General features: G+C 73.3%; 16 protein-coding genes. 7 read left to right on the top strand and 9 right to left on the bottom strand.

What is annotated here, in order from left to right:
- Positions 1-4: 4 nt before the first annotated feature.
- On the bottom strand, positions 5-739 hold the full coding sequence (locus ACLBXP_RS03370; protein WP_447666134.1) for an SDR family NAD(P)-dependent oxidoreductase: 735 nt from the start codon (positions 737-739) through the stop codon (positions 5-7).
- A gap of 169 nt (positions 740-908) precedes the next feature.
- Here ACLBXP_RS03370 and ACLBXP_RS03365 point away from each other — a divergent pair, with 169 nt between their 5' ends.
- The 3 genes from ACLBXP_RS03365 to ACLBXP_RS03355 all read left to right on the top strand — a co-directional run bounded on the left by ACLBXP_RS03365 (position 909) and on the right by ACLBXP_RS03355 (position 3,823).
- Positions 909-1,775 carry a methionyl-tRNA formyltransferase gene (locus tag ACLBXP_RS03365; protein ID WP_447666133.1) on the top strand — a complete coding sequence of 289 codons (867 nt, stop codon included), beginning with the start codon at positions 909-911 and terminating at the stop codon, positions 1,773-1,775.
- Complete coding sequence (locus tag ACLBXP_RS03360) at positions 1,775-1,954, top strand: DUF2256 domain-containing protein (protein ID WP_447666132.1); 180 nt, start codon at positions 1,775-1,777, stop codon at positions 1,952-1,954. Before ACLBXP_RS03365 ends, ACLBXP_RS03360 begins: the two co-directional genes overlap by 1 nt.
- A gap of 183 nt (positions 1,955-2,137) precedes the next feature.
- Entirely contained in the window at positions 2,138-3,823 is a 1,686-nt protein-coding gene (locus tag ACLBXP_RS03355) for a methyl-accepting chemotaxis protein (protein WP_447666131.1), read from the top strand.
- 4 nt (positions 3,824-3,827) lie between these two features.
- Here ACLBXP_RS03355 and ACLBXP_RS03350 read toward each other — a convergent pair whose 3' ends face one another.
- Genes ACLBXP_RS03350 through ACLBXP_RS03335 form a run of 4 tightly spaced genes read right to left on the bottom strand, consistent with a single transcriptional unit; the run spans position 3,828 to position 6,483 of the window.
- Positions 3,828-4,427 carry a nucleotidyltransferase family protein gene (locus ACLBXP_RS03350; protein WP_447666130.1) on the bottom strand — a complete coding sequence of 200 codons (600 nt, stop codon included), beginning with the start codon at positions 4,425-4,427 and terminating at the stop codon, positions 3,828-3,830.
- A complete protein-coding gene (locus ACLBXP_RS03345) occupies positions 4,420-5,457 on the bottom strand; it encodes a molybdopterin-binding protein (protein ID WP_447666129.1) in 1,038 nt (345 codons plus the stop codon). Before ACLBXP_RS03345 ends, ACLBXP_RS03350 begins: the two co-directional genes overlap by 8 nt.
- Complete coding sequence (locus tag ACLBXP_RS03340) at positions 5,454-6,155, bottom strand: XdhC family protein (RefSeq protein ID WP_447666128.1); 702 nt, start codon at positions 6,153-6,155, stop codon at positions 5,454-5,456. The genes ACLBXP_RS03345 and ACLBXP_RS03340 overlap by 4 nt, the downstream gene beginning before the upstream one ends.
- Before the next feature lie 4 nt (positions 6,156-6,159).
- On the bottom strand, positions 6,160-6,483 hold the full coding sequence (locus ACLBXP_RS03335) for an XdhC family protein (protein WP_447666216.1): 324 nt from the start codon (positions 6,481-6,483) through the stop codon (positions 6,160-6,162).
- Between the two features lie 152 nt (positions 6,484-6,635).
- Between ACLBXP_RS03335 and ACLBXP_RS03330 the strand changes: the two genes are divergently transcribed.
- Together ACLBXP_RS03330 and infA are read left to right on the top strand one after the other, a co-directional pair.
- Positions 6,636-7,826 (top strand): branched-chain amino acid ABC transporter substrate-binding protein, encoded by a 1,191-nt coding sequence (locus ACLBXP_RS03330; RefSeq protein ID WP_447666127.1) that lies wholly within the window; start codon positions 6,636-6,638, stop codon positions 7,824-7,826.
- A gap of 204 nt (positions 7,827-8,030) precedes the next feature.
- On the top strand, positions 8,031-8,306 hold the full coding sequence (infA, locus tag ACLBXP_RS03325) for a translation initiation factor IF-1 (RefSeq protein ID WP_147025743.1): 276 nt from the start codon (positions 8,031-8,033) through the stop codon (positions 8,304-8,306).
- Positions 8,307-8,319: 13 nt separating this feature from the next.
- On the opposite strand, the gene parC is transcribed toward infA, so the two are convergent.
- The 3 genes from parC to ACLBXP_RS03310 form a co-directional block, all read right to left on the bottom strand.
- Positions 8,320-10,569, bottom strand: coding sequence for a DNA topoisomerase IV subunit A (gene parC, locus ACLBXP_RS03320; protein ID WP_447666215.1), 2,250 nt, complete (start codon positions 10,567-10,569; stop codon positions 8,320-8,322).
- 44 nt (positions 10,570-10,613) lie between these two features.
- The gene (recO, locus tag ACLBXP_RS03315; RefSeq protein ID WP_447666126.1) at positions 10,614-11,342 is read right to left on the bottom strand and encodes a DNA repair protein RecO; all 729 of its coding nucleotides are present in this window, start codon (positions 11,340-11,342) and stop codon (positions 10,614-10,616) included.
- 348 nt (positions 11,343-11,690) lie between these two features.
- Entirely contained in the window at positions 11,691-11,855 is a 165-nt protein-coding gene (locus tag ACLBXP_RS03310) for a hypothetical protein (RefSeq protein ID WP_447666125.1), read from the bottom strand.
- A 245-nt stretch (positions 11,856-12,100) separates the two neighbouring features.
- On the opposite strand from ACLBXP_RS03310, the gene ACLBXP_RS03305 reads away from it, so the two are divergent.
- Together ACLBXP_RS03305 and ACLBXP_RS03300 are read left to right on the top strand one after the other, a co-directional pair.
- Positions 12,101-12,496 (top strand): hypothetical protein, encoded by a 396-nt coding sequence (locus ACLBXP_RS03305; RefSeq protein ID WP_447666124.1) that lies wholly within the window; start codon positions 12,101-12,103, stop codon positions 12,494-12,496.
- Between the two features lie 40 nt (positions 12,497-12,536).
- Positions 12,537-13,253 (top strand): gamma-glutamylcyclotransferase, encoded by a 717-nt coding sequence (locus tag ACLBXP_RS03300; RefSeq protein ID WP_447666123.1) that lies wholly within the window; start codon positions 12,537-12,539, stop codon positions 13,251-13,253.
- Here the strand turns inward: ACLBXP_RS03300 and ACLBXP_RS03295 are convergent.
- Positions 13,234-13,377, bottom strand: coding sequence for a hypothetical protein (locus ACLBXP_RS03295; protein ID WP_447666122.1), 144 nt, complete (start codon positions 13,375-13,377; stop codon positions 13,234-13,236). The two genes, ACLBXP_RS03300 and ACLBXP_RS03295, sit on opposite strands and share 20 nt — an antisense overlap.
- Positions 13,378-13,491: the final 114 nt, after the last annotated feature.

Below are 13,491 nucleotides of genomic sequence, written 5' to 3'. Positions count from 1 at the left end.
GCCCTCAGCCCTTGGTGCGCAGCATCGAGCGGCCGCCGTCGACGCCGATGATCTGGCCCGTCAGGTAGGCGGCCTCCTCCGAGACCAGGAAGCTCGCGAGCGCGGCCACGTCCTCCGGCTCCCCGAGCCGCTGGAGGGCGTGCATGCCGGCGATGCCCTGCGCCAGGACGGTGTTGGCGGTGATGGCCCCGGCCAGCGGCGTGCGCGTGAGGGAGGGCGCCACCACGTTGACCCGCACCTGCGGGGCGAGCTCGGCGGCGAGCGACAGGGCGAGGCCCTCGACCGCGCCCTTGGCCATGGCGACGGAGGCGTGGGACGGGAAGCCCTGCGCCACCGCCACCGTCGAGAACAGGACGACGCCGGCCCCGGCCCGGCCCGCGCCGGCCTTGAGGGCGGGGGCCGCGGCCTGCACCGCCAGGAAGGCGCCGAGCGCGTTGATGCGGAAATCCGATTCGACGGTCGCGGCGTCGAGGCGGGCGAGCGCCCGCAGGTTGATGGTGCCGACCGCGTAGACGAGGCCGGCGAGCTCCGGGCCCGCCGCCTCCGCGGCGCGGACGAAGAGGCCGGGGTCCGTGACGTCGCCGGCCGTGACGGTGGTCTCGCCGAGCTCGCGCGCCGCGGCCTCCAGGCGCTCGCCCCCGCGGGCGACGAGGTGGAGGCCGTGGCCCCGGGCCCGCAGCGCCCGGGCCGTGGCGCCGCCGATGCCGCCCGTGCCGCCGTAGATCAGTACCCGCGCCATCGCCGCTCCTACCGCCGCTTCGGGCGCCTGTTGGGGCGCCCGTTGGGGCGACGCTCCCAATCCGCCCCGGAACGATTAGGTAAGGCGGGGTCCTGGGCCGGGGAGACGCGGGCGCGCCGCCCTCCCCCGCCCAAAGGTCGCAGGCCCACAGAGTCTTCCCGGAAGCATCATGAAGTTCGCCTTCGCCGGCATCGACTTCCTCGGCGGCGTGTTCGAGGCGCTGATCGAGGCGGGCTGGACGCCCATCAAGCTGTTCACGCGGCCCTGCGACGCCCTCTACGACCACAACGAGGCGGTGGTGGCCCGCGCCCGGCGCCACCGCATCCCGATGCAGCTCTCGCGGATGCGGCCGGCCGACCTCGCCGCCCTGTCCCAGGCCCACGGGCGGGACTGGGCCCTCGTGGTCGCGGGCTATCCCTGGCTGGTGACGGGCTGGCGGCCCCACGCGGCCTACGGCCTCAACATCCACCCCTCGCCGCTGCCCACCGGCCGGGGGCCCTACCCGCTCTTCCAGGCTATCGCCGAGGGCTACGAGAGCTGGGGCGTCACCGCGCACGTGCTCGCCGAGGAAGGCTTCGATACCGGCGACATCCTGGCCCAGGACCTGTTTCCCTTAAGCCCGGCGGAGACCCACGAGAGCCTCCTCGCCCGGTGCCAGATGGCGGGCCGCCGCCTCGCCCTCGGGCCGATCGCCCGGGAGCTGCCGGCCCGCTGGCGGCGCCCGGAGCCGCAGGGGGACGGCTCCTACTGGCCCCGCGTGACCGACGCCGACCGCACCCTCGACTTCCGCCAGCCCGTGGAGGCCGTGCTGCGCCGGGTCCGCGCCTTCGGGGCGATCGAGACCATCGCGCGGCTCGGCGAGACCCGCGTCTACGTCGCCGCCGCGGAGGGCTGGCGCGAGGCCCACGGGCACCTGCCCGGCACGGTGGTGCACCGCTACCGCCGCCACGTCGTGGTCGCCGCCAAGGACGGTTACGTGCAGGTCACCCGCTGGAGCCCGGTGCCCCTCGTCGAGGCCGGGCAGATCGGCCGCTGATGCCCCGGATGCGCCGCAAGGGCGACCTGCCCACGAAGGTCTGCGCCCAGTGCGGCAAGCCCTTCGCGTGGCGCAAGAAGTGGGAGCGCGTCTGGGACGAGGTGCGCTACTGCTCCGACCGCTGCCGTGCGGAGGCGCGGCAGGGGCGCGGGGGCGGGGCGGATCAGCCGCGCAGCTGAGACCGGCCTGCCGGCGCCGTGCTTGAAGACGCGAACCTTGAGGACGGAGGCTGACTCGGGGCGAGAAGAACAGAAAATCGTAATATCAACGCCGATCTTGCTTTTCATGCACATTTAGCGCTTTTTATCAAAAATAAACCATCTCAACCTAGCATACCCCAATCACGGGGGAGCCTGGGTTCAATGTTGTCCAGAATCAACATCATCTACAAGTTGTCGCTCGCGATCACGCTGATCGGCCTCATCGTCGGCAGCTGCATCTGGTTCGCGCAGTCACGGATGACCAACATCGACGACGCCTACAGCATCCTGATCAACCGGGAGGCGCGGGCAGCGTCGTCGGCGCGCCGGATCAACCGGCTGATCTTCGAGCTCAACTACTGGGTCTATCGCGTCATCGCCGAGACCGAGGAGGGGCAGATGCGCGCCGCCAACGCGGGCTTCGAGGCCGCGCTGCCCGTCCTCAAGAAGACGGTGGCCGACCTGCGCGGGCAGGCCCCGAACTTCGCCCAGCGCGTCGAGGAGCAGGTCGCGCGGCTCGACCTGTTCACGCGGGACGTGACCGAGGTGCGCCGCCTCGGGACCTCGAACCGCAACGCCGAGGCGATCGAGCTCGTCCACGCCAAGATCGATCCGACCTTCTCGGCCCTCGTCGAGGCGGGCAACCGGCTCGGAGACGACATCGTCGCCGCCATGGAGAAGGCCTCCGACGGCCTGACCGACCAGACCAACGTCACCCGCTACACCCTGATGATCGTCAGCGGCCTCGGTGTCCTGGCGGGTCTGCTCGCCGCCCTGGCGATCTCCACCTTCGGGATCACCCGCCCCCTCGGACGCCTCGTCTCGGTGCTTCAGCGGATGGCGCAGGGCGAGACCGATGCGGAGATCCGGGAGGCCGCGCGCGGCGACGAGGTCGGTGCGGTCGGCCGGGCTGTCGAGGGCATCAAGGCCATGGTCGCCCAGAAGGCCGCCGAGGAGGCCGAGATGAAGCGCATCGCCGACGCGGCCGCGGCGGCCGAGCGTCGGCGCACCATGATCGAGCTCGCCGACGGCTTCGAGCGGGCGGTGGGCTCCATCGTCGGACAGGTCTCGTCGGCCGCCACCGAGCTGCAGGCCACCGCCCAGCAGATGACCGCCACCGCCGCCGAGACCGCGAGCCAGTCCACCACGGTGGCGGCCGCGGCGAGCCAGGCGGCCACGAACGTCCACACCGTGGCGGTGGCCGCCGAGGAGCTCGGCACCTCCGTGTCGGAGATCGGCCGGCAGGTCTCGGGTTCGGCCGAGATGGCGCAGGCCGCGGTAGGGGAGGCCCAGCAGACCGGCGAGCTCGTCACCGCGCTGAGCCAGGCGGCCGCCCGCATCGGCGACGTGGTGGGGCTGATCTCCACCATCGCCGGCCAGACGAACCTGCTGGCGCTGAACGCCACCATCGAGGCGGCGCGCGCCGGCGAGGCGGGCCGCGGCTTCGCGGTCGTCGCCACGGAGGTCAAGGAGCTGGCGAGCCAGACGGCGCGGGCCACCGACGAGATCTCCGGCCAGATCCAGCAGATCCAGGGCTCGACGCACCAGGCCGTGCAGGCGATCGAGGCGATCTCGGGCCGGATCCGCGAGATCAGCGGCGTGGCCACCAGCATCGCGGCGGCGGTGGAGGAGCAGGGCGCGGCGACGGGCGAGATCGTGCGCAACGTGGCCCAGGCCGCCACCGGCACCGGCGAGGTGACGGCCAACATCTCGGGCGTGGCGAACGCCGCCGAGGAGACCGGGGCGGCCGCCGCCCAGGTGCTGTCCTCGGCCTCCGAGCTGTCGCGCCAGTCCGAGCACCTCGGCGCGGAGGTCGCGCGCTTCCTCGCCACCGTCCGGGCCGCCTGAGGGCTCAGGCACCCCCGGCCCGCGCCAGGGCCGCGGCGGTGTCGACGTCGAGGGCGGTCGCCGGGTCGCCCGGGATCTCCAGCACATCGGGGCGTCGGGCCAGGAGCGGCCCGGCGCCCCGGTCCCCGTGAAGGGCCGCGAGGTCGGCCCCGAGCCGGCGCAGGTCGAGGAGGACCGGGTTGCCGCGCCGGCCCTGCGCCACCGGGACCACGGCGGCGGGCCGCGGGTCGGCCCCCCGATAGGCCCGCGCGAGGGCGCGGAGATGGTCCGGCCCGATCCGCGGCATGTCGCCGAGCAGCACGATCGCGGCCCCCACGGCCTCCGGCAGGGCGGCGAGCCCGGCCCGGAGGGAGGTCGAGAGGCCGTCGGCGAAGGACGGGTTCTCGACGATGCTCAGGTCGAGGCCCGCGAGGACCGCCCGCACCCGCTCGGCATGCGCCCCCACCACCGCCACCACCGGCCCGAGCCCCGCCGCGCAGGCGGCCTCGGCCGCGTGCCGCACCAGCGGCCGCCCGTCGAGGGGCGCGAGCAGCTTCGGCTCGGGCCCGAACCGGGTGCCGCGGCCCGCCGCGAGCAGCACGATGCCGATCGCCGGTTCAGTCATCCTCGCCCGCGCCGACGTCCCGCGGAGCCCCGCCCGCCCGGGGCTGGGGCCGCGAGACGATCTCCATGAGAAGGCCGCCGACGCCGAGCGCCACGATGTCGGCGCGGGCGACCGGCAGGTCGGCGAGCAGCCGGTGCAGGATCCAGTCAAAGCCGTTCTCCTTCGGGGAGCGGGCGCAGCCCGGCGCGCCGATCACCGGCACCGGGCCGCGGCTGCCGACGAGGAGGAGGTTGCCGGGATCGACCGGCATGCCGAGATGGGCGACCGCGCCGCCCGCGGCCTGGATCCCGGCCGGGATGACGTCGCGCCGGTCGGCGATGGCCGAGGCGCCGAACACCACGGCGAGGTCGGCGCCCGCCCCGTCCACGGCCTCGGCGAGCGCCCCCGCCACGGCGTCCGCCGCGTGCGGCACGCGCAGGTCCGCCACGATCCCGGCGCCGGCCGGCGCGAGGCGCTGGGCCAGGGTCGCGAGGGTCTTGTCGATGGTGGCCTCCTTCAGGCCCGGGAGCCGCGTCGAGACAACGCCGACGCGGCGCCGCCGGTAGGGCGCGACCCGCAGCGCCCCGGCGGGCGAGGCCGCGCAGGCGGCGTCGAGGAGGGCGCCCGCCACCGCGTAGGGGATGATCTTGACGGTCGCCACCATCTCGCCGGCCACCACCGGCTTGAAGGGCGGCAGGGTCGCGGCGGTGATCGCCTCGTCGACGCCGTTGAGGGCGTCGATGCCGGCGCGGTCGATCACCAGCACGCCCGGATGGGCCGCGAAGAGGTTGCAGCGGCCGGTGAAGGGCGGGTCGAGGCGCAGGCCCGCGCCGGCGAGGCGCAGGGCAAGGCGGGCGGCGGCCGGGTCCTCCCCGACGTCGCCGGGCTCCAGCGTCGCCGCCACGAGGTCGCGGACGCCCGCCCCTTCGAGGCCGGCGGCGATCTCGGGCCGGATCGGCTGCCCCTTCCGCAGAACGATGGGACCGGCCTTGACCGTGTGGGCCGCGATCCGCCCGGCCGCCTCGTGGATCGGGACGCTGCCGAACTTCACGGGGCGCCCTTGATGCGGTCCCGCCGCAGGGTCGCGACGATCTGGGCGAGGATCGAGACCGCGATCTCGGCGGGGCTGACGGCGCCGATGTCGAGGCCGACCGGCGCCAGAATGCGGGCGAGCGCGTCCGGCGCGACGCCGGCCTCGGTCAGGCGGGCGACCCGGGCCGCGTGGGTCTTCCGGGAGCCGAGCGCCCCGACGTAGAAGCAGCCGGCGGCGAGGGCTGCCGTGAGCGCGGGGTCGTCGATCTTCGGATCGTGCGTGAGGGCCGCCACCGCGCAGTAGCGGTCGAGGGCCGGCACGGTGGCGCCCAGGGCGTCCTGCGGCCATTCCGCCACCAGGTCGAGGCCGGGGAAGCGCTCGGGCGTCGCGAAGGCGGTGCGGGGATCGATCACCGTGACGGCGAGGTCGAGGGCCGCGGCCATCGGCGCCAGCGCCTGGCTGATATGCACCGCCCCGATCATCACGAGGCGCACCGGCGGCACCTGCACGGTGAGGAAGAGGCTCCGCCCCTCCGCCTCCACGAGGCCGCTGCGGCCGGAGGCGAAGCGCTCGCGGAGGGTCGCGGCGAGAAGGTCGGCGGCCGCGTCGGCCTCCCGCACCACCCGCTGGCTGCCGTCGGCCGTGTCGGTGACGAGGATCGCGGCGCGGCGGGCGGCGCGCTCGCCGTTGAGGGCGTCGAGGATCGCGAGCTGCATCGGGCTAGTCGATCCGCTCGACGAAGACGCGGATGCGGCCGCCGCAGGAGAGCCCGGCCCGCCAGGCCGTCTCGTCCGCGACGCCGAACTCGAGGGTCCGCGGGCGTCCGTCGGCGATGACGTCGAGCCCCTCGGTGATCACCTCCCCCTCGACGCAGCCGCCCGAGACGGAGCCGAGGAAGTTGCCCTCCGCGTCCACGACGAGGTGGCTGCCCACCGGCCGGGGCGCGGAGCCCCAGGTCTCGATCACCGTGGCGAGGGCGACGTCGCGCCCGGCCCGCCGCCACGCGGCGGCGGCGTTGAGGATGTCGGTCTCGGTGGAGAGCATGGGGAAATCGCTGCGCTGCGGGGCGGCGGTGGCCACCGGCCGGAGATCGGGGTTCCCCTGAGGTAGGATGCGGAGCGCGCCGCGCAAAGCCTCGGCCGGGGTCGCGCCCGGCGTTGCGCCCACGCGCGAGGGTCCTACGATGGGGCGCTGCCATGGCGGGCCTCCCGCGCGGCGACCCGGAGGACGGACCCGTGAGAAGCATCCTGCCGCTCGCCCTCCTGCTCGCGGCGGCCGCGCCCGCGCAAGGCCAGTCCGCGCAAGGCCAGCCCACACAAGCCCAGACCGGCCCGATCCGGATCGGCCTGTCCGCGCCCCTGACCGGTCCCGAGGCCGCCTTCGGCCAGGGCCTGCGCCTCGGGGCCGAGCAGGCGGTGGCCGATCTCAACCGCGCCGGGGGCGTTGGCGGCCGCAAGCTCGCCCTCGTCGTCGCCGACGATGCGGGCGACCCCAAGCAGGGGCTTGCGGTCGCCAGGCGCTTCGCGGGCGAGCGCATCGGACTGGTGGTGGGCCCCCTCGACTCCGCGGTGGCGGCGACGGCGGCACCGGCCTACGAGGCGGCCGGCGCGGTGATGGTGACGCCCGGCGCCACCTGGACGCCGCTCACCGCCCGCGGCCTGTGGAACGTCTTCCGGCTCGGAGCCAGCGACGCGCAGCAGGCCGCCGCCGCAGCCGCCTTCCTGGCGACGCGCTACCCCGGCCGGCGGATCGGCATCGTCCACGATCGGTCGAGCTTCGGCCGGGCGCTCGCCGACGAGGTCTCCCGCGGCCTCAAGGCCCGGGGCCAGCCGGAGGTGGCCTTCGAGGGGCTGGCGCGCGGCTCCCGGGACGCGGCCGACATCGCCGCCCGGCTGAAGGCGGCAGGCGTCGACATCGTCTACTTCGGCGGCTTCGCGCCGGAGGCGGGGGTGTTGGTGCGGGGGCTGCAGGAGGCGAGCGCCTGGGTTCCCCTGGTGGCGAGCGACGCGATCCTCGACAAGGACTTCCCGCAGGCCGCGGGCCCGGGGGCGGAGGGCACGGTGATGACGATGCCGGGCGAGCCGCGCCGCCTGCCCGACCCGCCGCGGGGCACGAAGGCGGCCCCGCGCACGCCGGAGGCCGAGGCGGTGGCGGCGCAGGCCTACGCGGCCGTCGAGGTGCTGGCGCAGGGGGTCGACCGGGCGCGGTCGACGGAGGGCCGCAAGGTCGCGGAGGCGCTGCACGCCGGCACGGGCCTGCGCACCGTCCTCGGCGAGATCGGCTTCGACGCCCGCGGCGAGCGGACCCGGCCCGACATCGTGCTGCGGGCCTGGCGGCGCACGCCGGACGGCCGGATCGACTACGCGGGCAACGACGTCGGGCCCTGATCCCTCCCTATTCCTGTCGATCGCGGGGGGCCCGGCTGCCGCGAAGCTTGCCGGGATGGTCCGCGAACATTACATGCTGCCCTACGCTCTGGGGCCCCGCCTGCATCTACGGATCGGACCCGCCGCCCCGCGCGTTTTGCGGATGACTGGAATGCACGCGGCGCCGGAACGTCTGTTCGCAGGCGATCCGGCTGGAGATGGTGGATGGCGAAAGAAGAGTTGATGCAGTTCGACGGTCTCGTTCTTGAGATCCTGCCGGATGCGCGCTACCGCGTGCAGCTGGACCAGGGCCACGAGATCGTGGCCTACACGGCCGGCAAGATGAAGAAGAACCGCATCAAGACGCTCGCCGGCGACCGGGTGACGGTCGAGATGTCGCCCTACGACCTGGAGAAGGGCCGCCTCGTGTTCCGCCACAAGGACGAGCGCTCCGCCGGCCCCCGCCCGCCGGTCCGCGGCGGCCAGTTCCGCCGCCGCTGATCCGTCGCGTCTCCTACTTCCCGAACCGCTCGAACTTCGGGAAGCTCCGGGTCATCAGCGTGCCGGCCTCGGCGCGGTGGCCCATCCACTTCTCCAGGATGCCCGCGTTGGCGAGCCGGGCCTGACCCGAGCCGTCGCGCCAGGGAAGGCCCTCGGAGAGGGGGAAGATGCAGGCGTCGACGAGGGTCGATTGCCGGCAGCGCTGCAGGCGCACGCCCTTGCCGCGGGACAGCTCCGGCAGCTCCGAGAGCGGGAAGACGAGGAGCAGCTTGTCCGAGCTGCACACCGCCACGTGGTCCCCCGCCCCCGCCGGCACCAGGAGGGCGGCCCGCGCCGCGCCGTCGAGCCCGATGATGCTCTTGCCCTTGCGGGTGTTGGCGACGAGGGCGTCGGCCGGCGCCAGGAAGCCGCGGCCGTCGCTCGCGGCGATCAGCAGGCGGCTCTCGGGCTGGTAGGGCAGCGCGGCCACGATCTCGGTGCCGTCGTCGAGGTCGACCATCAGGCGGATCGGATCGCCGAAGCCGCGCCCGCCCGGGAGCTTGGCGGCCTCCAGCGTGTAGACCTTGCCGTTCGAGGCGAGCACCAGGATCTTGGCGGTGGTCTCGCTCGGAAAGCCGATCTTCAGCCCGTCGTCGCCTTTGAAGGCGATGCCTGAGAGGTCGGCGACGTGGCCCTTCAGGGCGCGGATCCAGCCCTTGTTCGAGACGACCACGGTGATCGGCTCGCGCTCGACGAGGGCCGCCGTGAAGTCGATGCCGGCGGTGTCGGGGGGGTTCTCCAGGGTCGTGCGGCGCCGGCCGATCGCGGTCTCGGGCCCGAAGGTCTTCTTCACCGCGCGGATCTGCGCGGTGATCGACTTCCACTGCGCGGCCTCGGAGCCGAGCAGCGCGTCGAGCCCCTCCTTCTCCTTCGTCAGGGCGTCGAGCTCGCGCTTCAGCTCCATCTCCTCGAGCTTGCGCAGGGCGCGCAGGCGGGTGTCCAGGATGGCGTTGGCCTGCACCTCGGTGAGGGCGAAGTGGGCCATCAGCGCGGGCTTCGGCTCGTCCTCCTCGCGGATGATGCGGATCACCGTGTCGAGGTCGAGGTAGACGATGAGCAGGCCGCCGAGGATCTCCAGCCGGCGCTTGATCTGCGCGAGCCGGTGGCGGGAGCGGCGCTGCAGCACCACGCGGCGGTGGTCGAGCCACTCGCGCAGCGCCTCGGCGAGGCCGATCACCCGCGGCACCGTCCCGCCGACCAGCACGTTCATGTTGAGCGGGATGCGCGCCTCGAGCTCCGAGAGGCGGAACAGCGACTCCATCAGGATCACCGGGTCGACGCTGCGCGAGCGCGGCTCCAGGACGACGCGCACGTCCTCGGCCGACTCGTCGCGCACGTCGGCGAGCAGCGGGAGCTTGCGCTCCTGCAGGAGCTCCGCGAGCTTCTCGATGAGCCGCGCCTTCGGCACCCCGTAGGGGATCTCGGTGACGACGATGTTCCAGGTGCCGCGGCCGAGATCCTCCCGCGCCCAGCGCGCCCGCACCCGGAAGGCGCCGCGGCCGGTGCGGTAGGCCTCGGTGATCGCGGCCGCGGAATCCACCAGGATGCCGCCGGTCGGGAAATCGGGCCCCTGCACGAAGCTGTTGAGGTGCTCGGAGGTCGCGGCCGGGTGGCTGATCAGGTAGAGCGCGGCGTCGCACAGCTCCGCCGCGTTGTGGGGCGGGATCGAGGTCGCCATGCCAACCGCGATGCCCTGGCTGCCGTTGGCGAGCAGGTTCGGGAAGGCCGCCGGCAGGACCGAGGGCTCCTCCTTCTCGCCGTTGTAGGAGGGCCGGAAATCGACCGTGTCCTCGTCGATGCCGTCGAGGAGGAGGCGCGCCACCTCCGTGAGCCGCGCCTCGGTGTAGCGGTAGGCCGCCGGGCCGTCGCCGTCGATGTTCCCGAAGTTGCCCTGCCCGTCCACCAGCGGGTAGCGTTGCGCGAAGTCCTGCGAGAGGCGCACCAGCGCGTCGTAGATCGCCTGGTCCCCGTGCGGGTGGAAGTCGCCCATCACGTCGCCGACGATCTTGGCGCACTTCTTGTGGGCGGTGTTCGGGTCGAGGCGCAGCAGGCGCATGCCGTAGAGGATGCGCCGGTGCACGGGCTTCAGGCCGTCGCGGGCGTCGGGCAGCGCCCGGTTCATGATCGTCGAGAGCGCGTAGTTGAAGTAGCGCTCCTCGAGCGCCGCCTTCAGCTCGACGCTCTCGATGCCGTCGCCGGACGGCGGCTCGAAGGGCTGGCCCATGTCAGCTCCCATCACTCATCCAAGCCTGGAACATAGCACGAACATCATTGCGGCGGGTCGAGCCCGAGTGCGACGAATCGTGCCCGTTCCTCCGGAAGCGGCAGGGCGCGCGGCTCCCAGATGTGCTGATTGAGGAAATATCCCGTCAAGGTAAACCCTTGGCGAACGTCCTCCGGCCCGAGGTTGCGGGCGTCGCCGTCCCGCAGGAACGGCGGCAGGGGCAGGAGCCTGTCGCGGTAGGGCTCCCCCGCCGAGGCGCTGACGGCGCGGCCGGAGCGGGGCGAGACGTAGATCAGCGCGTCGTTGGCGCCGGTGGCCGCGCAGGCGTCGAGGTCGAGCCCGAAGCCGAGCTCGGACAAGACGGCGAGCTCGAAGCGGACCATCAGGGCGGGAGCGACGTCCGGGTCGTCGAGATGGTCCACGAGCACCCGGGACGCCGCGTAGAGCGCCGGATGCGGATCGCGCTCGGGCAGCAGGCGCAGCAGGCCCGCCATGTGGGTGACGCCGTAGAGGGCGAGGCCCGAGCCCATCAGGCGCGCGGCGACCATCTCCAGGGGCTCCACGACGTAGGAGCCGAGCCCCTCGTCGAGCCGCGCCCGCCACGTCACCCGCACCCGGTTCCCGGGCTGCAGCGTGGGCTGCATCCGTCGCGAGCGCCCGCCGTGCACGAGGCCGAGGTGCCGCCCGTGCTCCGCCGTCATCGCCTCCAGGATGACGCCGGTCTCGCCGTGCCGCCGCAGGCCCAGCACGAAGGCGTCGTCGGTCCATTGCATGGGAGGAAGATAGGGTGCGGAGGGGTGCTTTTTGAGCTGGGCGGGGGCCGGGCGGTGCCTCGGTTCAGGATCCGGGCCCGGTTCGGTCCCCGCCGCGCGCCCGGCCCGTTCGCTCGTGCATCCCCTCCCGCTGGTGCCTGCGTGGCGCCGAGCGGGAGGCTGCCGTGACGACGAGTTCCGGCCACAGCCGTTTCTCCGTCTATGCTCTCCTGATCCGACCTTGCCCTCCCGGGCCGCGGCGGTCGGCAGGGACGGTCAGGTGATCACCCGCGCATTCGAAACCGCCGGGGCAAGGCCTGCAAGACCGATCACGCTGCGTTCAAAGCGCGGACAGGAGAGGAAAATATACTAATCGGCTTTCGTGTCTACCGGCCTTCTATCCTTCTTGAAATTACTGACTTTCCTCTGCAAAGGCTGCGGATAGACCTTGCCAGCCAGCAAGCGCTTGGCTCGCTCGTTGAAGTCCTGCGTGCTGATAGTTTGCGCCGAGCCGTTGTTTGAGAATTTAGCCATCGCGCTCTCCACTGCGTGTCCATCGCCCAAGGCACCGGATTGCGCGGAGGGTACCCTCCATATGGGATGTCGGCACGGGAATACGAGAGCGCGATCCATTCTCGAACCAAGATCGGATCCGGCCTCCATCACACGGCGAGCCCTCCGGCCTCATCCAGGGCGACCGCCTCGACTAGGAATTTTCACTTCCCTAGGAACGTCGTCGGCGCAACGATGCGATCCCGCTTGCTTCGCCCCGAATCACCATGCGCCTCCGGTTCGCCGTCCCCGCCCTCCTGACGGCCCTCCCGGCCCTCGCCGCGGCCAAGCCTGCCCCTAAGCCCGCTGCCCCAGCCGGCCTCACGCGCGAGACCATCGCGGCCTTCGCGCTGCGGCAGGTGGCGTTCGGCTCCGTCTCGCTCCTGCCGGTGCGGTTCGAGAAGAGCCGGATCGGCGGTCCGTTCGAGGATGGGGGGCGCATCCTCTACTGCGTGTCGAGCCGGATGCACGGGCGCACCTTCGGCAAGCCCGAGCGGCCGAAGATCGTGATCCGGGCCGAGCCGGGGCGCCTCAGCCTGATCGACGACGAGGCCGAGGTCTGCGAGGGACACCGCACCGAGCCCTTCCCGGAGCTGGAGGCGGCAGCCGGCAAGCCGCACTGAGGCGGGTTGCCCCGGCGGCGCGGCAATGCTCCGATGGGGCATGCCGCAGCGCAGCTTAAGCCTCAGCCTAGACCTCATCGCGCGGGCCCACCGCGACCCGGTGGCGGACGACGCCACCGCCCAGCACCTCCTCAGCGACGCCGAGCTGCTGCCGGGCCTGGAGCGGGCCGTGGCCGACAGGCCCGGCGCCGGCGGCGAGATCTGGGTGTTCGCCTACGGCTCCCTGATGTGGAAGCCGGAATTCGCGGCCCTGGAGGAGCGCGTCGGCGTGGTGCGGGGCTACCACCGCCGCTTCTGCCTGATGCAGCGGCGCTTCCGCGGCACCGCGGAACGGCCCGGCTTCGTGCTGGCGCTCGACCGGGGCGGCGCCTGCAAGGGCGTCGCCTTCCGGCTCGACGGGCGCGATGCCCGCGCGGCCCTGATGCCGGTCTGGCGGCGGGAGATGCGGGGCAACGGCTACGCGGCGCGCTGGCTGCCGGTGGAGACGGCCCAGGGCCGCATCCACGCGCTGACCTTCCTGGTGAACCGCCTCAGCGACCGCTACAGCCGCCTGCCCGAGCCCGAGATCGCCGACCGCATCGCGGTGGCCTGCGGGCACCTCGGGCCGAGCGCCGAGTACCTGTTCCGCACCGTGGAGGCCTGCGCGGCGCTGGGCATCCACGACCGCCACCTCTGGACGCTGCAGGCCCTGGTGGCCGAGCGGCTGCGGGCCTGCGGGGACGAGGCGGCCCCGCGGCTCAGAGCCGGTCGCGCTTGAGGGCGAGGGTCGTGCGCTGGCCGCCGTGCTCGGCGTCGGGATTGCGCAGTTCGCGCAGGCCCGGCGCGCGTCCCGTCGTCAGGAACGCGATCATCGTCAGCACGAGAAGAACCTTGGTCCGCATCACACACCACGCCGCACAGGCTTGCGGGATGGTGTTTACGGGTGCTGCAGTGCAGCGAGCGTGCGGTGCCGCACCCGAAGCTGGGCCGTGGGCGCATGGCTGCTGCCCAGGGTG

It is taken from the genome of Methylobacterium sp. A54F (genome assembly GCF_053346035.1).
This window is presented reverse-complemented; position numbering and strand designations above follow the sequence as displayed.